The organism is Mucilaginibacter sp. P2_A4 (genome assembly GCF_056405015.1).
Window position 1 is genome coordinate 366,759 of sequence record NZ_JBFUCX010000003.1, and the last position, 21,571, is coordinate 388,329.

Annotated in this window: 32 protein-coding genes; 25 read left to right on the top strand and 7 right to left on the bottom strand. The window is 42.4% G+C overall.

The window, feature by feature from the left end; genetic code table 11:
• Window positions 1–11: 11 nt before the first annotated feature.
• From AC1DYB_RS08235 to AC1DYB_RS08265, 7 genes are all read left to right on the top strand, one after another.
• Window positions 12–467 carry a DsrE family protein gene (locus AC1DYB_RS08235; RefSeq protein WP_477433954.1) on the top strand — a complete coding sequence of 152 codons (456 nt, stop codon included), beginning with the start codon at window positions 12–14 and terminating at the stop codon, window positions 465–467.
• A gap of 53 nt (window positions 468–520) precedes the next feature.
• On the top strand, window positions 521–1,165 hold the full coding sequence (locus AC1DYB_RS08240) for a Crp/Fnr family transcriptional regulator (RefSeq protein ID WP_477433956.1): 645 nt from the start codon (window positions 521–523) through the stop codon (window positions 1,163–1,165).
• Between the two features lie 75 nt (window positions 1,166–1,240).
• Window positions 1,241–2,044 carry a sulfite exporter TauE/SafE family protein gene (locus AC1DYB_RS08245; RefSeq protein WP_477433958.1) on the top strand — a complete coding sequence of 268 codons (804 nt, stop codon included), beginning with the start codon at window positions 1,241–1,243 and terminating at the stop codon, window positions 2,042–2,044.
• 139 nt (window positions 2,045–2,183) lie between these two features.
• Window positions 2,184–3,605: an MBL fold metallo-hydrolase gene (locus tag AC1DYB_RS08250; RefSeq protein WP_477433960.1), complete on the top strand. Its 1,422-nt coding sequence runs from the start codon at window positions 2,184–2,186 to the stop codon at window positions 3,603–3,605.
• A gap of 332 nt (window positions 3,606–3,937) precedes the next feature.
• On the top strand, window positions 3,938–4,498 hold the full coding sequence (locus AC1DYB_RS08255) for a YeeE/YedE family protein (RefSeq protein WP_477433962.1): 561 nt from the start codon (window positions 3,938–3,940) through the stop codon (window positions 4,496–4,498).
• Complete coding sequence (locus AC1DYB_RS08260; protein ID WP_477433964.1) at window positions 4,495–4,908, top strand: DUF6691 family protein; 414 nt, start codon at window positions 4,495–4,497, stop codon at window positions 4,906–4,908. Before AC1DYB_RS08255 ends, AC1DYB_RS08260 begins: the two co-directional genes overlap by 4 nt.
• 42 nt (window positions 4,909–4,950) lie before the next feature.
• Entirely contained in the window at window positions 4,951–5,334 is a 384-nt protein-coding gene (locus tag AC1DYB_RS08265; protein ID WP_477433966.1) for a hypothetical protein, read from the top strand.
• Between the two features lie 42 nt (window positions 5,335–5,376).
• Here AC1DYB_RS08265 and AC1DYB_RS08270 read toward each other — a convergent pair whose 3' ends face one another.
• A complete protein-coding gene (locus AC1DYB_RS08270; RefSeq protein WP_477433968.1) occupies window positions 5,377–5,712 on the bottom strand; it encodes a response regulator in 336 nt (111 codons plus the stop codon).
• A gap of 178 nt (window positions 5,713–5,890) precedes the next feature.
• Between AC1DYB_RS08270 and AC1DYB_RS08275 the strand changes: the two genes are divergently transcribed.
• From AC1DYB_RS08275 to AC1DYB_RS08355, 17 genes are all read left to right on the top strand, one after another.
• A complete protein-coding gene (locus AC1DYB_RS08275; protein WP_477433970.1) occupies window positions 5,891–7,345 on the top strand; it encodes an ATP-binding protein in 1,455 nt (484 codons plus the stop codon).
• Between the two features lie 457 nt (window positions 7,346–7,802).
• Window positions 7,803–8,396 (top strand): sigma-70 family RNA polymerase sigma factor, encoded by a 594-nt coding sequence (locus tag AC1DYB_RS08280; protein ID WP_477433972.1) that lies wholly within the window; start codon window positions 7,803–7,805, stop codon window positions 8,394–8,396.
• A gap of 3 nt (window positions 8,397–8,399) precedes the next feature.
• Window positions 8,400–8,672 carry a hypothetical protein gene (locus tag AC1DYB_RS08285; RefSeq protein WP_477433974.1) on the top strand — a complete coding sequence of 91 codons (273 nt, stop codon included), beginning with the start codon at window positions 8,400–8,402 and terminating at the stop codon, window positions 8,670–8,672.
• A gap of 2 nt (window positions 8,673–8,674) precedes the next feature.
• Entirely contained in the window at window positions 8,675–8,905 is a 231-nt protein-coding gene (locus AC1DYB_RS08290) for a GDCCVxC domain-containing (seleno)protein (protein WP_477433976.1), read from the top strand.
• Window positions 8,906–9,111: 206 nt separating this feature from the next.
• Entirely contained in the window at window positions 9,112–9,456 is a 345-nt protein-coding gene (locus AC1DYB_RS08295) for a TlpA family protein disulfide reductase (RefSeq protein ID WP_477433978.1), read from the top strand.
• Window positions 9,457–9,578: 122 nt separating this feature from the next.
• Window positions 9,579–9,998, top strand: coding sequence for a DUF6789 family protein (locus AC1DYB_RS08300; protein WP_477433980.1), 420 nt, complete (start codon window positions 9,579–9,581; stop codon window positions 9,996–9,998).
• 18 nt (window positions 9,999–10,016) lie between these two features.
• A complete protein-coding gene (locus tag AC1DYB_RS08305) occupies window positions 10,017–10,244 on the top strand; it encodes a hypothetical protein (protein WP_477433982.1) in 228 nt (75 codons plus the stop codon).
• 36 nt (window positions 10,245–10,280) lie between these two features.
• Complete coding sequence (locus tag AC1DYB_RS08310; RefSeq protein WP_477433984.1) at window positions 10,281–10,616, top strand: arsenosugar biosynthesis-associated peroxidase-like protein; 336 nt, start codon at window positions 10,281–10,283, stop codon at window positions 10,614–10,616.
• A complete protein-coding gene (arsS, locus tag AC1DYB_RS08315) occupies window positions 10,616–11,665 on the top strand; it encodes an arsenosugar biosynthesis radical SAM (seleno)protein ArsS (RefSeq protein WP_477433986.1) in 1,050 nt (349 codons plus the stop codon). Before AC1DYB_RS08310 ends, arsS begins: the two co-directional genes overlap by 1 nt.
• A 20-nt stretch (window positions 11,666–11,685) precedes the next feature.
• A complete protein-coding gene (gene arsM, locus AC1DYB_RS08320; RefSeq protein ID WP_477433988.1) occupies window positions 11,686–12,660 on the top strand; it encodes an arsenosugar biosynthesis arsenite methyltransferase ArsM in 975 nt (324 codons plus the stop codon).
• A 21-nt stretch (window positions 12,661–12,681) separates the two neighbouring features.
• Window positions 12,682–13,281 (top strand): TIGR04282 family arsenosugar biosynthesis glycosyltransferase, encoded by a 600-nt coding sequence (locus tag AC1DYB_RS08325; protein ID WP_477433990.1) that lies wholly within the window; start codon window positions 12,682–12,684, stop codon window positions 13,279–13,281.
• The gene (locus AC1DYB_RS08330) at window positions 13,278–13,967 is read left to right on the top strand and encodes a TIGR04283 family arsenosugar biosynthesis glycosyltransferase (protein WP_477433993.1); all 690 of its coding nucleotides are present in this window, start codon (window positions 13,278–13,280) and stop codon (window positions 13,965–13,967) included. The genes AC1DYB_RS08325 and AC1DYB_RS08330 overlap by 4 nt, the downstream gene beginning before the upstream one ends.
• A 28-nt stretch (window positions 13,968–13,995) precedes the next feature.
• Window positions 13,996–15,432, top strand: coding sequence for a dihydrolipoyl dehydrogenase family protein (locus AC1DYB_RS08335; protein ID WP_477433995.1), 1,437 nt, complete (start codon window positions 13,996–13,998; stop codon window positions 15,430–15,432).
• A complete protein-coding gene (locus tag AC1DYB_RS08340) occupies window positions 15,432–15,764 on the top strand; it encodes a hypothetical protein (protein ID WP_477433997.1) in 333 nt (110 codons plus the stop codon). The genes AC1DYB_RS08335 and AC1DYB_RS08340 overlap by 1 nt, the downstream gene beginning before the upstream one ends.
• A gap of 253 nt (window positions 15,765–16,017) precedes the next feature.
• Window positions 16,018–16,509, top strand: coding sequence for a sterol desaturase family protein (locus AC1DYB_RS08345; protein ID WP_477433999.1), 492 nt, complete (start codon window positions 16,018–16,020; stop codon window positions 16,507–16,509).
• An 18-nt stretch (window positions 16,510–16,527) separates the two neighbouring features.
• Complete coding sequence (locus AC1DYB_RS08350) at window positions 16,528–16,794, top strand: hypothetical protein (RefSeq protein WP_477434001.1); 267 nt, start codon at window positions 16,528–16,530, stop codon at window positions 16,792–16,794.
• Window positions 16,795–16,850: 56 nt separating this feature from the next.
• A complete protein-coding gene (locus AC1DYB_RS08355; protein WP_477434003.1) occupies window positions 16,851–17,369 on the top strand; it encodes a DinB family protein in 519 nt (172 codons plus the stop codon).
• 1 nt (window position 17,370) lies between these two features.
• Here the strand turns inward: AC1DYB_RS08355 and AC1DYB_RS08360 are convergent, their stop codons facing one another.
• The 3 genes from AC1DYB_RS08360 to AC1DYB_RS08370 all read right to left on the bottom strand — a co-directional run bounded on the left by AC1DYB_RS08360 (window position 17,371) and on the right by AC1DYB_RS08370 (window position 18,250).
• Window positions 17,371–17,610: a hypothetical protein gene (locus tag AC1DYB_RS08360; protein WP_477434005.1), complete on the bottom strand. Its 240-nt coding sequence runs from the start codon at window positions 17,608–17,610 to the stop codon at window positions 17,371–17,373.
• 6 nt (window positions 17,611–17,616) lie between these two features.
• A complete protein-coding gene (locus tag AC1DYB_RS08365; protein WP_477434007.1) occupies window positions 17,617–17,811 on the bottom strand; it encodes a hypothetical protein in 195 nt (64 codons plus the stop codon).
• A 289-nt stretch (window positions 17,812–18,100) separates the two neighbouring features.
• Window positions 18,101–18,250, bottom strand: a complete 150-nt coding sequence (locus AC1DYB_RS08370; RefSeq protein WP_477434009.1) for a hypothetical protein — start codon at window positions 18,248–18,250, stop codon at window positions 18,101–18,103.
• Window positions 18,251–18,393: 143 nt separating this feature from the next.
• Here AC1DYB_RS08370 and AC1DYB_RS08375 point away from each other — a divergent pair, with 143 nt between their 5' ends.
• The gene (locus AC1DYB_RS08375; RefSeq protein WP_477434011.1) at window positions 18,394–18,726 is read left to right on the top strand and encodes a site-specific integrase; all 333 of its coding nucleotides are present in this window, start codon (window positions 18,394–18,396) and stop codon (window positions 18,724–18,726) included.
• A gap of 462 nt (window positions 18,727–19,188) precedes the next feature.
• Here the strand turns inward: AC1DYB_RS08375 and AC1DYB_RS08380 are convergent, their stop codons facing one another.
• The 3 genes from AC1DYB_RS08380 to AC1DYB_RS08390 form a co-directional block, all read right to left on the bottom strand.
• Complete coding sequence (locus AC1DYB_RS08380; RefSeq protein ID WP_477434013.1) at window positions 19,189–20,010, bottom strand: HipA domain-containing protein; 822 nt, start codon at window positions 20,008–20,010, stop codon at window positions 19,189–19,191.
• A gap of 105 nt (window positions 20,011–20,115) precedes the next feature.
• A complete protein-coding gene (locus tag AC1DYB_RS08385) occupies window positions 20,116–20,442 on the bottom strand; it encodes a HipA N-terminal domain-containing protein (protein ID WP_252793649.1) in 327 nt (108 codons plus the stop codon).
• On the bottom strand, window positions 20,432–20,635 hold the full coding sequence (locus tag AC1DYB_RS08390) for a helix-turn-helix transcriptional regulator (RefSeq protein WP_477434016.1): 204 nt from the start codon (window positions 20,633–20,635) through the stop codon (window positions 20,432–20,434). The genes AC1DYB_RS08385 and AC1DYB_RS08390 overlap by 11 nt, the downstream gene beginning before the upstream one ends.
• Window positions 20,636–21,571 lie beyond the last annotated feature (936 nt).

Here is a 21,571-nt window from a genome sequence, read left to right on the forward strand (position 1 = left end):
TATATATCGCAATGAAAAACTATTTATCCTTATTGATCCTCGTCGGTGGCTTGTTTTTCTTTAACCCCGCATCCGCTCAAACGACAGTAAATGAATTTAAAGGAGCGGAAGCCCGGCTATCACATTATAAAGCGCTTTATTACCTCGATGAAGCCGACCCCAAAAAGATCAAACAAACACTCCGTAATATGGAAAATGCGTTGGAAGATTCGCGCCTAAAAGGTAAACTCGAAGTGGAATTGGTAGCTTTTGCTGATGGGGTAGCGGTTTATGATAAAACAGGGCCTTACGAGGGGCAACTACAGGCATTACAGCAAAAGGGCGTTGTCCTGGCGCAATGCAGCAATACAGTTCGTGAACGACACATTGATAAAGCGTCACTTTTTTCATTCATAAGTTATGTTCCGAGCGGAAACGGCGAGATTATTATTCGCCAGGCTGATGGTTGGGCGACCATACACCCGTGATTGGCCAGCCCGGTACACCGGTTAACATTTTTCTAACAATCGAAAGTTTTAATATGCAAGATAACCTTATGGTGAGGAGATATTTAAATCACCTTTTTCCGGATTTTGAGCCGGGACTGAAAGATTACCTGGAGGAGCACGCCGTTGTTTTACATATCCCGGCAGGAGAGGTTATTTTAAGAACCGGACAATACATCAAATCAACAATGATGATCCTGGATGGCCGTGTGAAATTATACCGGGAAGGTGAAGATGGCGGTGAGTTTTTTATGTATTACCTGGAACCGGGAAATGCCTGCGCGCTAACGATGATCTGTGCCACAAAGCAGGAAACCAGCGAGGTGATGGGAAAGGCGATAAATGATACTACCGTTTTAGCAGTGCCGATAACGTTAATGGATAAAATGATGACCACTTACAAAACATGGTATTATTTTGTGTTGGAAACCTATAGATCGAGGTATGAAGAGCTGCTGGTTGTTATTGACCATATCGCCTTTAAGGGAATGGATGAACGCCTTTTTTATTATCTCCAGAACCAGTACCTGAAGTTAAAGGCACGTGAACTCCGGATCACCCATAATGAAATAGCCACTGATCTGAACTCATCAAGGGAAGTGATCTCGCGGTTGTTAAAGAAAATGGAACAACGCGGCGATATTATATTGCACAGGAGTTTCATAGAGTGGAAGAAATAAATACCATACGTGACATAAGTCACCGTATCCCGCTGCTCAGCTGCCGAAATTTGTGCCTATCAAAAAATCATAAGTATGCAAATTTTTGCCTATCTCGCTTCTGCCTTAATCGGTATCTCACTTGGCCTTATCGGTGGTGGTGGATCTATCATGACCGTTCCGGTGCTGGTCTACCTTTTTGGTACAAGTCCGCTTTTAGCTACTTCATATTCCCTGTTCATTGTAGGATCCACGAGTATGGTGGGTGCTTTTAACAATTATCGCAAAGGATTGGTCAGTGTAAAAACCGCGCTTCTTTTCGGTCTAACATCGATCACAACGGTTTTTCTTACCAGAAAACTGCTGATTCCGATCATCCCTAAGCACATTACAAGAATTGGTTCGTTCGAGCTGACGGAGAATGTATTAACGATGGTGTTATTCGCTGTGCTGATGGTTGCTGCAGCCTCCGCGATGATCCAAAGCGGGCGGAACAAAGAGATACAGGCTAAAGCAAGCGAAAAGCAACTGAACATCCCCAGGTTGCTGGGGTATGGGGTTGCTATTGGTCTGGCCACTGGATTATTAGGCGCAGGCGGCGGATTTTTGTTGATTCCGACACTTGTATTACTCGTTGGTTTACCGATGAAAGAAGCAGTTGGCACTTCATTGCTCATTATTGCCCTCAACTCCCTCATTGGTTTTACCGGAGACCTTGGCCATTTTACAATCGACTGGATCTTCCTTTCAAAAATTACAAGTATAGCAGTTGCCGGAATATTCATCGGCGGTTTCATCAGTAAAAAAGTAGATGGTGCGAAACTTAAAAAAGGCTTCGGCTGGTTTGTGCTTATCATGGGCATTTACATTATCATCAAAGAGTTGGTTCTTAATAAATAAATGCGGATTATCTTATAAATGCTGAAATGCAGGTCGCTGCATTCAATTAAAAAATAACTGATTAAAAGGGGACCGGGTGACTTTAGTCACCGACAAAGCGAGGTTTAAAACCGAATTTTATACTATTAAACTCTAAGTAATGACTGTAGAACAAATATACACCGGATGTTTAGCGCAAGGGGCTTATTTCATCCGTTCCGCAAACGAAGTGGCTATTATTGATCCGCTAAGGGAGATAAGCCCTTATATAACTAAAGCCCATTTAGCAGGCGCAACCATTAAATATGTTTTCGAAACTCATTTTCATGCAGATTTCGTTTCCGGGCATATCGACCTGGCACGGAAAACCGGTGCCCGTATCGTTTACGGTCCGAATGCGGTTACAGGCTTTGAAGCTTATATTGCCCATGATAATGAAGTGTTCCGGTTGGGCGAAGTTAGTATCAGAGTATTGCACACGCCCGGGCATACGATGGAGTCTGCATGCTATCTGCTGACAGATGAACATGGAAAAGAAACGGCGCTGTTTTCTGGTGACACTTTATTCATAGGCGATGTAGGCAGGCCCGATCTGGCACAAAAAGCAACGGAGATGACGCAGGAGGAACTGGCTGGAGTTTTGTATGATTCGCTGCGCAACAAGATCATGACTCTCGGCGATGACATCATAATTTACCCCGCACATGGAGCCGGCTCAGCCTGCGGCAAAAATATGAGCAAGGAAACTACGGACACATTGGGTAATCAGAAGCAATTTAATTATGCCTTAAGAGCGGATATGACCAGAGACGAATTCATAATCGAGGTAACGCGTGGGCTTACCGCTCCGCCTGCTTACTTTCCTCAAAATGTTAAAATGAATCAGGATGGCTACGCGGATTTTAACACCGTATTGCTCCGGGGAACGCACCCTTTTTCACCCGATGAATTTGAATCTGCCGCAAATGACGTTGGTGCTTTATTACTTGATACTCGGGATCCGCAGGTTTTTGCGAAAACCTTCATTCCAAATTCCATAAATATTGGTATCGACGGTAGCTTTGCCCCCTGGGTTGGAGCATTGATACCTGAAATTGAACAACCGATATTATTGATCGCTGATGAAGGGCGGGAAGAGGAAGCAGTAACCCGCCTTGCCAGGGTGGGCTATGATCACGCGATTGGTTATTTAAAAGGTGGTATTGCTGCCTGGATGGCAGCCGGGAAAGAAACAGATACCATCCAATCCGTAACTGCTAAAGAACTGGCTGAAAAGATCGCATCAGAAGGCGCGGTAACCATCCTTGATGTGCGTAAACAAACAGAGCATTACCCGGAACACGTCATAGGGGCGGAAAATCTGCCGCTTGAGCATATCAACGAAAATATGTCGCAAATAAATAAGGATAAAACCTATTATGTGCATTGTGCAGGTGGTTATCGTTCAATGATTTTTAATTCTATGCTGCGTGCGCGTGGGTTTGATAACCTGATCGATGTTACAGGGGGCTTTAAGGCGATTAAAGAATCCGGCGGGCTGGAAGTAAGCGCTTATATGTGCCCAAGCACCATGATCCAGTAACATCTAATATTTGATATCAACAAAAGGCCCGGTTTCGCCGCTTTTTACAAAACAGGAAGTCGACACGGAAACTTTCTTAGTGTGGATATAAAGGCTCCTTAGTTGATATATCTATTTAGGCGCTTTCTGCTTATTCCCTGGTTGCAAAGCGGGAAATGTGATCTTCGGATTGAAAGAAAATTAAAAGATGTGCTCCGTATCATCCGATATTTTGTACTGCCGAACTGAGAAGTTAAGTGTATGGGGTTGGCTTAAGTGGGTTCAACTTGACGGGCGCTCCGGGACTGTTTCCGAATAATTTATCAAAAACTTAAAAAACAAAAATAGAATATATGCTCGATTTGCTCAGACAACCCTGGCCCTGGTACGTATCCGGTGCAGCGATTGCTGCTATCATGGTTTCATTACTATACTTTGGAAAGTCTTTTGGATTTTCGTCCAATCTCCGCACCATCTGTACGATAGCTGGTGCCGGCAGAAAATTACCATTTTTTAATTTTGACTGGAAAACGCAAAAATGGAACCTGCTTTTTTTAGCTGGTTCGGTAGTCGGCGGTTTTATATCTGCAACCTTGTTAAAAAGTGACATTCCACTACAACTTTCAAGCGCTACCGTTAAGGACCTGAGGGCAATGGGCATTCGTTTCGATGGACAGTTAAACCCCTTACAGTTGTTTGGAAATGGCGCGTTATCGTTGAAAAACGTTTTGATCCTGTTATCGGGTGGTTTGCTGGTCGGATTTGGGTCCAGATATGCTGGCGGCTGTACTTCTGGCCACGCTATTAGTGGTTTATCGAACCTTCAATTGCCCTCTCTCGTGGCTGTTATCGGTTTTTTTGCAGGCGGGCTTGTTATGACCCATTTTATATTACCCTTAATATTATCGCTATGAAAGGATTAAAATTTATTATTATGGGGGTAATCTTCGGTATCGTTATGACCAAATCAGAGGCCGTTTCATGGTACAGGATACAGGAAATGTTCCGCTTCCAGTCATTCCACATGTACGGTATCATCGGTACGGCTGTAATAATGGGTACTTTAGCAGTTTTCCTGATCAAGAAATTCCGGATCAAAGATTCACAAGGCAACCCAATCATATTCATGGATAAAGAGAAAAGCTGGGCCAAATACATTTTAGGCGGATCCATTTTTGGCTTGGGATGGGCCTTAACCGGTGCCTGTCCGGGTCCCATGTTTGTGAATATCGGGTACGGATACGTAACCATGATTATTGTTATCATGGGGGCCTTGGGAGGCACTTATCTTTACGGTTTACTGAAAAATAAATTACCTCATTAGAATTTGGGTTAGAAATTTTGCCTTAAGTTGATCAATTTAACCATGCAAGAAGAGCCGGTGGGTTACAAAGGCAGAATAAATTGTTTCTTAACCCCATGGCAAGCACAATCCTCCGATCACTTGCATGATATGATTAAATGTGACAAAAATGTAATGAAAATTTACAGTTCTGATTTTTCAGCTTTAAAGCGGAGCCAATCTCTGGGCTTTGAGCTTCGCGATTCTAAATGCATCTATAAGGCTCAATGTAAACGCTACCGCCGTGATCATTGGGGCGATGTTGATTTACCCATTATAGAACTTTTTGCCGTCAACTTTAACATTGGAAACTTATTAAATTTAAACGCTTGCGTTATAAATATTCTCCTTATTAATTTTAATTTGCCCAAAATACCGACTTCTTGTATTCTGAAGTTAAGATGGTAATATAGATGCCTGCAACCCTCGAGCTTGTTTATTATTGACGGCTTATTTATCGGGCATATCCGCAACGTATTGCTCAAATTTGTTCAGCAGATAATCGATATCAAACGGCTTGCTGATAAAATCATTAAGTGCCCCCCGTTGATTTAAAGCTAGCCAAAGATCATGGCTGGCAGAGATCAGGATCACGGGCAAATGCTTGGTTTCGGACGTTTCTTTCATATTCCTGCAAATCAATCTGCCGTCCATATCATCCAGTATGACATCCATCAGTATCAGGTCTATGTGAAAGCTTTTGATTGCTTCGAAAACATGTTTGCCATTTGAATAAGCCTGAATTTTATATCCCTGTTCTATTAAAATATAAGTGAGAATATCCAATATATCTTAATCGTCATCAAAAACCAATATTCGCTTACTCATAATCCCAGGGTTATCCTAATCTATACATCAATACAATGCCATGTTTGGACGCCGATCTTGTTTACTCTTTTTAGAAGTATGCTTTTGCTCAAAGGATATGCTTACTTTTGCCTCGGTTAAAATCAATAATATGGAAATGAAAGTAAAGAGTGCGAGTAACTTAGATAGCAATTTCTATAAAAACATACTGGAAAGCCTGGAAGATTATTGTGTTTTTACTACTGATAATGAACGAATCATTACATCCTGGAATAAGGGAGCAGAGCATGTCTTGGGTTATACAGAGGAAGAGATCTGTGGACAGCCTGGTAATATCATTTATACAGAGGAGGACCGAAAGAACGGGGTGCCCGAACATGAATTTACAGAGGCACTGGAAAAAGGCCGGGGTATGGATGAGCGTTATCACCAACGAAAGGACGGCTCCCTCTTTTGGGCAAGTGGGTTAATCTTTCCGTTAACTGACAACGGGAATAATCAGATCGGCTATACCAAGATCCTGCGAAACCTAAGCCGAAGGAAAGAAGCAGAAAATGAAGTATTGGAGGCACGTAAGTACGCCCAAAGTATCGTCGAGACTTCCAAGGAGCCGATATTAATCCTGAACGCTGATATGGCCATCAATTCGGCCAGCAAAGCTTTTTTTAAGCTTTTTGAGCTGGAAAAAGTACAGTCAGAAGGACGTAATATATTTGAAACCATCTCTGCCGGGCTGGATACGAAGGCCCTGGATGAGAAAATGCAGCATTATGAAAGCTTTGAGAATTTTGAGCTGATCTACAAGGGCGGGGACGCCGAAGAACATACCCTGCTGATATCGTGCCGTAAGGTTTTTCAAACCTTTAAAACTGTTGGCCAGCACTTGCTTACTTTCCAGGATGTTACACTACAACGGAAACTGGAGCAGGCCCAGGAGGATTTTATCAGCGTGGCCAGTCACGAACTCAAAACGCCGATTTCGGTGATACGGTCCTATACACAGATCCTGAATATTGAATTAAAAGGAAAAGTAAGCGACCGTGTAAATACCACCATCGAGCGCATCATTGTTCAGTCTGAGAAACTGAACCGACTGACTTCGTTCCTACTGGATGCATCAGCCTTTAAGGCCGGCACCATTCAGCTCAAAAAGGAACCTTTTGTTTTACTTGAATTAATTATTGACTTGGTACAGGAGATGAACCAAGCCAACACCAAACACCATATCCAGGTCAATGAAATAAGCGATGTATGCATATTGGGGGACCGTATGCGCATTAGCCAGGTGCTGACTAACCTGCTTACCAATGCCATCAAATATTCCCCCGATAACGCCAACATCAACATCAACTTAACAGTTGACGAAAAAAAGCAAACAATACGCACCAAGGTAACCGACCGTGGTATTGGTATCCCTATAGAGAACCAGGCCAGTTTGTTTCAGCGTTTTTCGCGTACCGATAATGTAAAAGCCCGTAAAATGGATGGTTTCGGAATGGGTCTTTATATTGCTGGAGAAGTTATCAAAGCGCACGACGGTAGCATTGGCGTTGAAAGCGATGGAAAGCAGGGGGCAGCTTTTTACTTTGACCTACCCTTATTAGTAAATTAAACATTGGATTTGCTGGTTTACCAGAATCTCAAACTAAGGCCCCTGTTTGAGATATCATCCAATGTTTTCAACCAAAAAACCTTGTCTTGGCTGAGTTGAGTCCAACAGTAGCATCAATGAAATTAACAAGGTATTGAGTGGTGAAGTAAAAAATAATCGGGTTAAAATCAAATGGTTTTATTTGCTGGTATATGCCATGATGGCTAAATGGAAAATGAACAATGTATGCAGAACTCTCATCAGTGACGAGAGTTTTCCCTGATAATTCCAATACCACCGATGGCGGGGATGTAGTTTTTTGAAGACTTATTCCTAACGTACTCCATGGTGTTATTAAACGTCGTCAAAATATCCTGCGATTGGTAATAACTACAAATAACTTATCGGAATGGTAGACGTAATTAGCGAAAATGGATAGGATTGCTTTCCTTTACTTAAGATTGCAGGACTACTATAGATGAACAAAAAAAAGGATACGGAAAGCGCTTCTGGAATTATAGAATCCTGGATAATAGAGTACACCAATAATTTGTATAGCTGGGCATTTTTTAAAACATCTAATAAAGAATCTGCCGAAGACCTGGTGCAGGACACATTTTTAACAGCGCATGAGCAATTCGCAAAATTCAGAGGAGAAAGTACGCCTAAGACTTGGCTTTTAGCCATACTAAATAATAAAATAAGGGCGTATTACCGTAAAAAATATCGACAACTTGCCGAAAAAGAACGCAGCGAAACAAGTAACAGTTCAATTTTCGGTCAGTTATTTGATGAAAATGGCCGCTGGAAAAATAAGGAAAAGCCGTTAGCGTGGCACGGCGATCAGGGGCACCTTTTGGATAACGTTGAATTTAATAGTGTTTTAAAGTCCTGTTTGGATAAATTACCGGAACATTGGCAGGTTGCCGTTAATCTGAAATATATAGAGCAAAAAAAAGGCGACGTCATTTGTCAGGAACTTGATATTGCGCCCACTAATTTCTGGCAGGTCCTTCATAGAGCAAAATTACAATTAAGGAAATGCCTTGAAATAAATTGGTTTAAAGTATAGATCATGCATAAAATAATGAATTGGTTGATGTTGTCCTGTAAAAAGGCAACCGAGCTGATCGAAAAGAAATCTCTTGTCGGGCTTTTATGGAAAGAAAACGTGCGCTTGCGCATGCACATAACTATGTGCGACGGCTGCACGGCATATCAAAAACAAAGCCTCCTTATCGACAAACTAGTCCAGCATCATATCAGCGATGACTCATCAACAACGATTTCACTGGTCGAAAATAATGCCCTGAAAGATCGTATTATCACCAAATTAACAGAGAAATAACAATGGACTCAACGACTTCGCTTTTGAGATCAATTCTTTCCTGCCCTTATTGCGGTCACAAAAAAGAAGAATTGGTGCCGTTAGACTCCTGCCTTTTTTTCTATGAATGTGAAAGTTGTAAATCCATGTTAACACCTCAACCTCGGGACTGCTGCGTATTTTGCAGCTATGGTACCGTGAAATGTCCGAGTCATGATTCAAATGAAACAAATCAGCCTGGATGTTGCGTATAGTAAAGGAGGAAGCTGAATTTCTGTTTTTTAATAATTACTTCTTTCTATTGGATGCTTTTGCTTTGGCATTGTAGTTTAAAGCCAGTCCGACCCAGAACTCAAAGTCATCGTTACTTAGGAAAATAAATAAATTCTTTTGTCAGGATTCTCGATTGAACGCAACTATTAGAACATATTAATCAAATTTTTACTTAAATCAACAAACGATGAAAAAGTTATTAGTTGCCACCATGCTTTTTATGGGCATCGCGATCTCCGGTTTTGTGCAGCAAGCCAAAGTTATCGCTTTAGTAAATAAAGCTTCCTGGTGCCCGGTTTGCCAAGCCAACGCCCCCCGTTTTGAAAAAGACATCATGCCTATGGCGATGGCAAACAAAGATGTTCAGATCGTGATGAACGACTTGTCTGACGACAAAACAAAGGCTGCTTCTTTACCTATGTTTCAAAAAGCTGGCATCGCATCATTTGCCAAGAAAAACACAGGAACAGGTACTTTGTATTTTATTGACGCGAAATCGAAAAAATTAATTTCAGAAAGTAAGCCTTGCTAAAAGCGACGAAGAAATTAAAAAAGTTTACATCGCTGCACTTGCTAAAGGATAAGCTATTTTCTGACATTTTATTACAAGGTTAACTCAATTTTCAAAGTTAACCCTGTTTAAACCAACCAAAGATGAACACGATAAAATTAAAACAAGGGCTGCTGGGGGGCATCATAGCTACCGTGGTGATGACGATGCTGATGCTTGCCGCACCGATGATGGGCATGCCTGATATGAATATTGGTAATATGATGGCTAACTTCTTGGACATTCCGGTTTGGCTGGGCTGGGCGATGCACCTGATGATCGGGATCTTTTGGGCTCTGGTCTATGTATTCCTGGTCAAAGACAGGCTTATAGTAAGCCCGGCAATCAAGGGTATGTTGTTTGCGCTGCTTCCATGGATACTCATGCAACTGATGGTGATGCCGATGATGGGCATGGGCGTATTCTCGGCCAACGCGCCAAATCCGTTTATGATGGTAGTAGGAATAATGATGGGACACCTGGTGTACGGGCTTGTATTGGGCCTGAGCACGAAGGGTGAATAACACTAATAATATTGAAAGATGAATAATCAAATCATTTTTAAAAAATTAACCAGGCTGAACTTCAGGCAGGTTATTTACGTGATCATAGGGCTTGTACTATTGGTTAACGGCATAGTTAGAAAAGATTGGACAACCGGTATATTAAGTTTGGTTTTTTATATCAGGGCATATTTAACACCTGCCTGTTCGGATCATGCGCTGTTCCCAGGCGCTGATAACTCTGTCAGGTCAGAAACATTCGTCTAATTCCGGGGTTAATTCAGATATTGAAAGAAAAAAGAAATGAGTGATCACTATTACAACGCTGGCGATCTGGCCAAATTTGGCAATATCGCTGAATATCAAAAGGAATTGGCTGATAAATTCTTCTCCTATTACGGAGATGTTTTTAAAGACAGCCATTTAACAGCTAAAGAAAAGTCACTCATCGCCCTGGCGGTAGCCCATGCGGTACAGTGCCCTTATTGCATCGATGCTTACAGCAGCGATGCTTATGAAAAGGGCTATAGTGAAGCGCAAATGATGGAAGCCGTGCACGTTGCGGCGGCGATCAAAGGCGGCGCGGTACTTGTGCATGGCGTACAGATGATGAACAAGGTAAAAGAGATAGGCATGTAATGATTAAATCACTTCACGTTTTACAACACCACTTGGCAGATTCCAATAATCAGCTGGCGATCCTTGAAGACGAAGGGCTGCACAAACACGCGTCCTTTAAAGAGAAACTGGCCGGGCTGGGTGAATTTCCTTTACGGGCGACCGGAGTAGAAATATTTCAGGTCAATGTCGGTAAAATGTGCAACCAGGTATGCAAGCATTGCCATGTGGATGCGGGCCCTGACCGTAAGGAGATCATGACCCGTGAAACCATGCAGTTATGTTTAAATATACTGGCGCAGTCAGACATACAAACAGTAGACCTTACGGGAGGCGCGCCCGAAATGAACCCTGACTTCCGCTGGTTCGTAACCGAGATCAAAAAACTGAACAAACACATTATCGTCCGGTGTAACTTGACCATTATTTTGGCTAACAAAAAATACCATGACCTGCCTGAATTTTTCAGGGAACATCGGGTGGAAGTAGTATCATCCTTACCCAGCTTCACCAAGGACCGCACGGACAGGCAGCGCGGTGATGGTGTTTTCGAGGATTCTATCAGAGCCTTGCAGATGCTAAATGCGGTTGGTTATGGCGAACCGGACTGCGGCTTGTTGCTTAACCTGGTGTATAACCCGGCGGGGGCATTTCTGCCGCCGTCACAGCAAGCTCTTGAAAAGGAATATAAGGACGAATTATTGAAAGCGTTCAGAATCCGATTCAATAATTTATTCGCCATCACCAATATGCCGATCAGCCGTTATCTGGATTATTTGCTATCAACGGGTAATTACGATAAATACATGGAAAAGCTCGTCAGTGCCTTTAATCCTGCGGCTGTTCAGAATGTCATGTGCCGCAATACGATCTCTGTTAGTTGGGATGGCTATCTGTATGACTGCGATTTTAACCAGATGCTGGATCTCCCGGTCAGCACCACAGGTTCCCTTCATCTCAGCGATTATAATGCCGCTGTTTTAGATAAACGGTACATCGTTCTAAAACAGCATTGTTATGGCTGCACTGCCGGTGCGGGTTCAAGCTGTGGCGGGGCAGTAGCCAGTTAGTACTATTAATAAATGAATCTATGAGCACAGGATATTTAGAAACAACCAGGAATATTTATAAAGAAGCGGCTGAAAACCCGCAGGTCGGCTTATGCTGTACAACAACCCCGTTATGGCAATTACCGGGTTTGGACATTCCAAAAAGAATGCAGGAGATGAACTACGGCTGCGGAAGTACTGTAAACCCCCGCGACCTGGTGAACGATCCGAAAATATTATATGTGGGTGTTGGCGGAGGGATGGAATTATTGCAGTTCGCCTATTTCAGCCGTCAGACAGGCGGAGTGGTCGGTATAGATGTAGTGGATGAAATGCTCGAAGCGAGCAGAAAAAATTTCGTGGAAGCGGAGCGGGTTAATCCCTGGTTTAAAAACGAGTTTGTTGAACTCCGCAAAGGGGACGCCCTGCATTTACCGGTAGAAGATAACAGTATTGATGTAGCTGCCCAAAACTGCCTATTCAACATCTTTAAAGAAGACGAACTGAAACAGGCATTAACAGAAATGTACAGGGTATTAAAACCCAATGGCCGCCTGGTATTGAGCGACCCAACATGCGAAACTTTCATGCCCGATGCCTTAAAAGATGATGAACGCCTTCGGGCCTTATGCCTGAGCGGCGCGCTGCCGCTTAAAGCGTATATCAAAATGATCACTGATATCGGGTTCGGCACCGTAGAGGTACGGGCCAAACGCCCCTACCGTATCCTTGACCCTAAACATTATGCAACGAAAGAACTGATCTTTATTGAAAGCGTGGAGGTTTGCGCGATCAAAGACCCAATGCCAGAAGACGGGCCTTGTGTTTTTACGGGTAAAACAGCCATTTATTACGGTGACGCTGAATATTTTGATGATCATAAAGGGCATGTATTGATGCCTAATCAGCCGCTGGCCGTTTGTGATAAAACGGGTGGCAAGCTGGAATCATTGAACAGGGATGACATTTTCATTTCCGGGTCAACCTGGTTTTACGATGGCGGTGGCTGTTGCTAAGTCGGAATAATTAAAATCACCATGAGCAATAATATCTTATTGATATTTACACGTAATCTGATCTACGGCAAAGTAAAAACAAGGCTTGCCGCAACGATTGGCCATGATCGTACGCTTTCTGTGTACCGGTTATTGCTTGAACATACCGCGCAACTCACAAAAACTATTGATGCTACCTGGATCGTATATTATTCGGATGCGATAGCAGACGGAGATGAATGGGACAATTCTTACCTGAAAACCGTTCAGCAAGGCGGCGATCTGGGTGAGCGGATGGCAAATGCCTTTGATGACAATTTAAAAAACGGGATTAAAAAGGTCGTTATCATTGGAACGGATTGTTACGAATTGACCGGCGGAGTTATTGCGGATGCTTTTGCGCAATTGGAGCAGCATGATGTGGTTATTGGCCCTGCGTTGGACGGCGGCTATTACCTGTTGGGCATGAAGGTATTTCATCCGGAATTGTTTGTTGATGTCGCCTGGAGTACCCCTTCGGTATTAAAAGATACCTTATCCCGTTGCGAAAGCCTTACTTTGAACTATTTTCTTCTTCCGGTACTTTCAGATATAGACGAAGAAAGGGACTTGTTGCATACCGATATACTTGATAAGCTATGATCAGCATTATTATCCCCACATTTAACGAAGCCGATCAGATCGCGAAAATCATTACCAGAATAAGAGATGCAGGCAATGGCGATACCGAGATTATCCTCGTAGATTGTGGAAGTAGCGATGATACGAGGGCAACAGCCCAAGCAGAAGGGGTAAATGTTATCATAGGCCCTAAAGGGAGGGCCAAGCAAATGAACTATGGCGCGTCAATAGCAAAGGGCGACCTGTTATATTTTTTGCATGCCGACAGTATTCCCCCTCAATACTTTACAGCAGCTATTTTAAATGCTCATAAAAACGGGGCCTCAAGTGGGTGCTTTCGTTTGGCATTTGATCATCATCACTGGTTCCTAAAAGCTAACAGTTGGTTCACCCGTTTTGATGTGAACGCGGTACGTTTTGGCGACCAAAGCCTTTTTGTAACTAAGGAAGTATTTGAAAAAAGCGGCGGCTTTAGAGATGACCTGATCTTAATGGAAGACCAGGAAATTATTCATCGCCTCAAAAAACATGGCAGGTTTGTTGTTATGAATGGATATGTAACCACATCGGCAAGAAAATATTTGGACAACGGGATTTATAGAATGCAAGGTATCTTCTTTCGGATCTGGGCACTTTATTATTTAGGTTACCCACAGCAACGACTATTAGAAGTGTACAGGAAACTCATACACAAACACAAACTGTAATAAGGAAGTCTAAAGAGGGCAATTCAAAATGGCAAAACACGAATTCGATATCATCGTGATCGGCGCAGGTTCCGGCGGGTTAAGCGTTGGGCTTTTTATGAACCAGGCCGGTTTTAAAGTACTGATGATCTCCCGGTTGGACAAGGACATTGGTGGGGATTGCCTGAATGACGGCTGTGTGCCAAGCAAGGCGTTGATCCATACGGCGAAACTGGTCAGGCAAGCAAAAGAGGCGGCGCAATTTGGCCTCGATGTAAATGGCAGCATTGACATAAAAAAAGTTATCGGCTATATCCGCTCAAAGCAATCAGTGATCAGAAAGCATGAAAATGCACAATGGCTACGGGATCAGGGGATCACTGTAGCTTTGGGAAATGCAAGCTTTGCCGGAAAGAACAAGGTTAAGGTAGATGGAAAAATGTACTCAGCCAAGAAGATTGTCATTGCCACCGGCTCGAAACCCCGGAAATTAACCGCCGAAGGAGTTGAAAAGGTAACTTATTTTGATAATGAAAGTATATTTCATTTGGATACCCTGCCGGAAAATATCTTATGTATTGGCGGAGGCCCTATCGGAATAGAGATCGCGCAGGCGTTATCCCGGTTGGGCAGCAATGTTACCGTTGTTCATAAAAACGCTTCGATACTCGAACACGACGATGCCTCCGTGACCATGGTATTAATGGAACAATTAAAAAAAGAGGGTGTAAAATTTTTATTAGACACCCGTATTGACCATTTCATATCCGCTAACGAGGCAGCTGTGAAGAATCCCGCAGATAAAATGGAAGTTGTTTATTTTGATGCTGTATTTGTGGCGATAGGCAGGGAATTATCTTTGGAGCCTTTAATACTTTCAAACGCTGGTATTGCCGTCGACGGAAATAAGATCATTACCGACCAGTATCTGAGAACGACCAATAAAGATGTAATGGTTTGCGGCGACGTGGCGGGCGACCTTCAGTTTTCCCATGCTGCCGAATTTCATGCCCGGCTAATCCTGAATAACCTATTTTCCCCTTTTAAAAAGAAACTCAATAATCAATATATGTCCTGGGTCACTTTCACCGATCCGGAATTGGCCACATTCGGCCTTAACGAAAATCAGTTAAAGGAACATCATATCAAATACCGCAGGCTGGAAAAAGATTTTAAGGACGATGACCGGGCCGTAGTAGATGAATATCAATATGGCAAATTAGTGCTGTTTTTCAGCGAAGCGGGCTTCCTAAAAAAACAATGGCTATTGGGCGGAACAATGGTTGCCCCGAATGCAGGGGAACTGATCCAGGAACTTATCCTGGCGAATACAGAGCAGCTTTCTGTCAAAGCGATATTTAATAAGGTTTATCCTTATCCTGTCGCCTCAAGGATCAATCAAAGCCTGATCACTGACCTAATGTCGGAAGGGCTGACACCGCTGGTAAAAGCGCTATTGCAAAAGGCCTATCAAATTTTCAGCTGATGGGATGGTGGCATACGATAAAGGATTGGTTTCTGGGGCTTGGAGAACAATACCATGTTAACCCTTTTATTTTTGGTGGTATATATGTTGGCGCTATCCCGTTTTTCTTTGCTTCACTTTCGTGGACAGTTCAGAATATCAGGAAGAAAAAGCCATTTTTGCTCCCATCAATGTTAACTGGTTTCTTTTTTATTTCGGCCTATTTGTACCTGATTGTAGTTGGAAAACATATCCCCATTTGGGTTTATATATTTTTAGCGTTGATGGTAAGTTATGGCGGATATTCCACCTTGATGAAGATCAAAGCGAGAACAAAGGACAATAATAATTAAATGTTCAAAGAACCTTATCTTGATGAATCATATGAAATTTGATCTTCAATTTTTTCAAGCTTTTGGGTTGGCAGTCTTATTCGTCTGCCTGTATGTTGTTGAACATATCATTCCCGCGCGAAAAATAATTTTAGGCAAAAAGCATGATCTCGTAAATATGCTGATTGGGGTGTTGAACTTAGTTATCGTATTTAGCGGCGGATATTTTCTGGGGAAACTGCTTATGGCGGGCCAGGCCCATCATTTCGGCCTAATGAACTTATTTTTCATTCCCCAGCTAATTAGACTTACTTTACAGGTGATTTTGATTGACCTGGTGATGTATTGGTGGCACCGGATAAATCACCTCATCCCGCTGTTCTGGCGTTTTCACAAATTTCATCATGTCGACGAGCAAATGAACAACACCACCACACTAAGGTTTCACCCGGTAGAACAATTGCTGTCATCGCTGATGAAATTGGCACTGTTTCCTTTACTGGGCTTGACTCCTACGGGCATATTGATTTATGGGTTTTTGTTTTTTCCTGTGATCCTGATCCATCACTCCAATATTTGTGTGTCAGAAAAAACCGATCACATTTACCGGAAGTTTTTTGTTTCACCGCTAATGCACCGAACCCATCATTCCAGGATCAGGCAAGAGACCGATTCTAATTACGGGTCGGTTTTCCCCTTTTGGGACAGGTTATTCAAAAGCTATACAAAAAAGCCTTCAGGACCTGTAATCTTCGGTATCGAATAAATATTTTAATGGTGACCAATGAGTTGTAAATTTAGTATAAAAACAAAACAGGATATAGCAGAGACCTACCAGATCGCTGTTCGGGAAATTGAACGGTTTGGAGCGACTTATAACGGGGACGCTAATGGCGGAAGTTTTAAGCTTGAAGTTGTGGGGATGGTTTTTAAGGGACATATACAGGTTGAAGGCAATACCATAGATGTAACGCTGACAGGTAAGCCTTTGCTGGTTCCCTGTTCCGTCATCGAAAGCAGTGTTAAGACCTACGTTGATAACTTGAAATAAGTTTAGGTTTCGGCGAATTTTCAAAAATATTCACGGATTAATAAACACATTTATAAATGAAACGAATTTTAACATTAATGATCTTTTTGGGTGCCATTTGTACTGCCAAGGCACAGTCGGCAGATAGCTTACAGGTGCAGCTCGCCCGCAAATGGGTAAATAGTAAAACCTACGCTTTGAAACTTGCCGCTCTAATGCCTGAAGAAGGGTATGATTTCAAGGCATCGCCGGAGGAAATGAGTTTCCGTGAGCAATTACTCCATATCGCTGAGAACATAACCTGGCTATCGTCATCCTATCTTTTGGTCGATGCGCCTGCTAAAAGTACCGGAACGCAAAAATTATCAAAATCAACGGTGTTAAAAGTTTTAGGGAATGCCTATGATCTCGGACTGAGCGCACATATGAAAATGAATGTCGGCCAATTAGATGAAAAAGTGACGTTCTTTGCAGGCCCTATGACCCGCAGGCAAATATTGATCTTAATGCATGACCATCAAACGCATCATTTGGGCCAATTGGTAGTTTACCTTCGCTTAAAAGGGATCAAGCCACCGGAATACGTGGGCTGGTAATTTATTCTTCCAGTTTTTTCATCCCTGCCTTTACAAAGGCGATCAGTGTTTTTGCATCCATATAACCTTCAGCTGCCTGTAGCGGTTTGCCTTCACTGTTCAAAATAATAAGCGTTGGGAATGCTCTTAAGCCGTAGGCCTGGAATAACTGCAGCCCTTCGCCCTTTTCTCCATTAAGTGAAAGATTGATGAAGTTCGAATTGAAGAATTGTCCCGCATCCCTATTCGGGAACGTTTTCAATTTCAGCTACATACATGGCCCGCACCAGGTGGCATAAATGTCGATAAAAATTAACTTTTTTTCGGCCTTCGCTGTTTGCAGTGCATGTGCCAGGCTCATTTTGGTAAACTGAATATCTTTTCCCGATCTTTGCGGCTCTGTTTTTGCACCAGCCATAAAAATCAGGGATAACACGCTCGTAAAAACAATAAGTTTTTTCATAAAAAAAGGTAATCAATATCTCTTTAAATATTAAGGATATCCAAAATGCAGTCATTATAATGCTTTTATAAATTTTATTAACGAAGGTTGGTTTTTATTCCAGCGTTTCAGTAGCGGTGCAAGCAACAGGCCAAAAACTATATGGGCGATCGAAACGGTCAATGCAAACTGATAGCCATTTTTATATTCCAGGCCCAAAAGGCCGATTCCCAATGATTTGACTACCGGTGTTACCATAAATCCCAATCCAATAAGGAAGCCATAAACAGCGCCATGCCAAACCTTCGGCTTAACCCATTACCAGGCTAAAGATGATACCAAATGCAGCGCCATTCCAGAAATGATACGCCCAGCCAGCCAGATCAGACCAAACATCAGGTCCGGAAGCAAACTGATCGAGCATAACAACCCCCATCAAGCGCGGCAGGTCGCCGGGCATGGTACCCCAGCCTGAAGCCGGTTGGCCTGGCTTATGTGGATGTAAATAGGCTGAAACGCTCGGAACTTGTCAGGGGCATTGATGGTGACTTATGAATATACACCAGCAGGCAAAAAAAGGACACACTTTCAAGGATACCTGTGTTGCCCGTTGCTCTAACCATTATTCGTGCCTATGAAGACCACGCTCAATGCGTAGTTAAGGACACGTTGCTTCCGGTGATGAGCAACCAAAAAATGAATGCTTATCTCAAAGAGATTGCAGACCTGTGCAAAATTAAAAAGCCTCTGACCTTTCACATTGCCCGACACACCTTTGCCACAACGGTAACGCTAAACAATGGTGTACCTATTGAAAGCGTTGCAAAGATGATGGGGCATACCAGTATTAAGACTACACAGATATATGCTAAGGTGATGGATCATAAGATCAGTTCGGATATGCAGCAATTAAGAGAAAAGTTAGGCTTGGGTTGATCCATTGCGCGCCGACTACCGAATAGAACCCGGTAGTTGATATTCAAAAATAGATTACCTTTTATATTTGATTATATAAATAAGCTTGACTCTTATCATACTCAGCCACAACTATACAAATTTAACCATTTGTGGCTGAGTATAAAAAATGATAACCAGCCACGAGTGTATTAGAGCAAGTTATGGCCGCTTATGGTGACAGCTTAAGTTAATGTCATGCTTTTTGCAGGTAACCATTTAACAGATCAATGAACGCCCCATCGTTATTCAACGCTTAAGCAACAAAAGCGCTTAGCCGGATCAAATGTCAAGGGTGGGCCAACCGCTGGAAGCGGACACAACGGCCCGCTTGTGTACCCTTGACTTTTGATTCCGGCGTGGGCTATCTTCGCGACTGCGGTGAATAAGGGTTTTATTTTTTTCTCACCAGGAGGAAAATCCACAATGTATAACTGTGGCTTGTCAATTAAACAACCGTTGCTTTTTATTCCAAATTTCCAGGTATAGTGCTTTTTTTTCGGGGCTCAGGAATGATGCTTCAATCATCCTACCAACCTCCTTATTACTGGAGGAAAATTTGTTATACGTATTCCTAACGGCGGTTTCAGGTATATTCATGCTTCTAGCCAACACATCAAAATCAGATAGCCTGATTCTTTTCTTTTTACCATTCATGGTCAGCGCCAGCTCTTCATCATCTTGTGGATTAACAAGATTTACATTGAGCAGGTCATAGGCAGGACTTAGACTTACCCCCTCGTCCGTATATAGCACAGAAAAGTTTTTCAGGTGCATATCATTGTTCCCTGTCAAAAAAGAAAATAACACCAGTTCAAAATAAGTCAGTGCATCAAAACCAGTTTGAGTGCAATATTTCAGAATAAGCTTGCCGATCTTTTCGTAAGAGCCCTTGTATTTATTTTCCGTTAAAAATTCAGAAAGCTGGCAGAAATCTTCCATGTGAACTTTATGGCCTTTTACCCGGTCAAACCTCCGGGCAAGATAAACCAAACTACCGTCTGACGCCTCCATTAAAGTATGATCACAAGTTGGCATTTTAAATAGGCTTGCCAAATGCATAGTCAGATCTTCTGATTGCGGCATTTCCGGAAAATCAGGATGCTCCGGTTTAAGTATGTATTCCCCCCAAAGTCCTACTATAGTCAAACGGTTTTGCTCCTTCGTCTTTTCCAGGGTAACAGAAAGCTTGGGCTGAACTCCGGTCACAGAGATCCTCTCGTTGATAGTCCGTTCGGCCAACGTTTTCAAAAGTTTATTATTCAATTCCAGCTCAGGTACCTTAGCCGTACCAAAAAATCGCCTTGAACATTTTCCATGATAAGACGATGTCCCTGCATCCTGATAACAAAACCAACAATTTGCCATAGTTTAATCTATTTCGGGAATAACCGTTACCGCTCCGATTGCATCCCTGCATGTTAATAGCAATAATTCAAACCGGTCATTGCTTTTGACCTTCCAGTGTGTTGTTGCCAAATCCAGTAGCCAACCTTCCGGTATCAAGCCATCGAAAAAAGCAAACAATACTTTACTTTCATATTTCTGGGTTGACAATGGCAGCGTTAAGCTTACCGGCTTTGCGTTCTTATTCTCTAAATAATCAGCCTGGTAAGTAAATTCGTAACCATCATCAGTTTCCGCAAGTACACCAGCCAGCGTATCCTGAAAATACACCAAACCTTTCCTACTCATCATTTTTTACTTTTAATATCACTCCGAGTTCTGCGCCAAATAACATCAACACCTGATTCACTTTATCCATCCGCAATGTTGGTTTTCCCTGTTCCATCTCACGAACGACCCTAAGTCCGACCCCCGCTTTAGATGCCAGGTCTTCCTGTGTGAGATTTAGTGATTTCCTTTTTTTCTTCAAATACTCTGACAACATATTATACCCTTTCGGGTACAAATATAATTTAAATTTATTAACTATACCCTATCGGGATCATATTGGCGATTTGTAATATAATTATACCCTATCGGGATTATTAAATCTCGTTTATTGCGCTTTATACCCTATCGGGATTACGGTATAATACTTAATCAGTGTGTATGCAGCTTTCCTACTTGCCTGACTTCACTTTTTTCAGGCTATCCTTTGCCGCTTTCTGTTCTTTATCTGCTTGCTCTGCCTGGGCTTCAGCTGCGGTAATCGCGTCCTGCTTTTCCATTTCCTTTTCTGCCTGCTGGTTTAAGCTCTTTGAGTCATCTGTTAACTTTTTTTCGATGGTTTGCTAAAGAAACTTAATTTTAATCTTGTATTTGTTCAATTGATATCAAAATAAAATTCCTTAAATTCGCTTTAGAAATTAGTTCTTTCCAAAAATCGCTAAAAAGAATCAATGTTGTAGGGTAACATTGAGGGTAACAAAGGCGATAATAGATTTTATAATTATTTCACAATAAGGCATATAGCAGCGTCAGATTGACCCCGAAACGGTCCCGTCCATTCCGCAAAAAGCAAAAAGCCTTACTGAAAAGTGAGGCTTTTTTGCGTTTAAGCCTTTTTTAAGAGGATATGGAAAAAAAGTGAACATCAACAGCTGGCAAAACGGGGATCAAGTTGAATTCTTGGGGTAATAGACTTATACAACAAAAAGACTTTAATCACTTCAATATTTTGCCTCAATTAACCCCTTTATTTTGTTTGTACCCGTGAGGCCGAATAGCCCCGCCCGTGCGGGATTAAGGGTGGTCCCGCACGGGCGGGGTATCGGTGATGATGTTTCTGCAATGAAAAAAGGGCAAAGGGGTTGGCTAATTTATTCGAGCGCATGGTCAACTTTAACGCGGATGAACTTAACGCAAAAGCAAGTTGACAAGC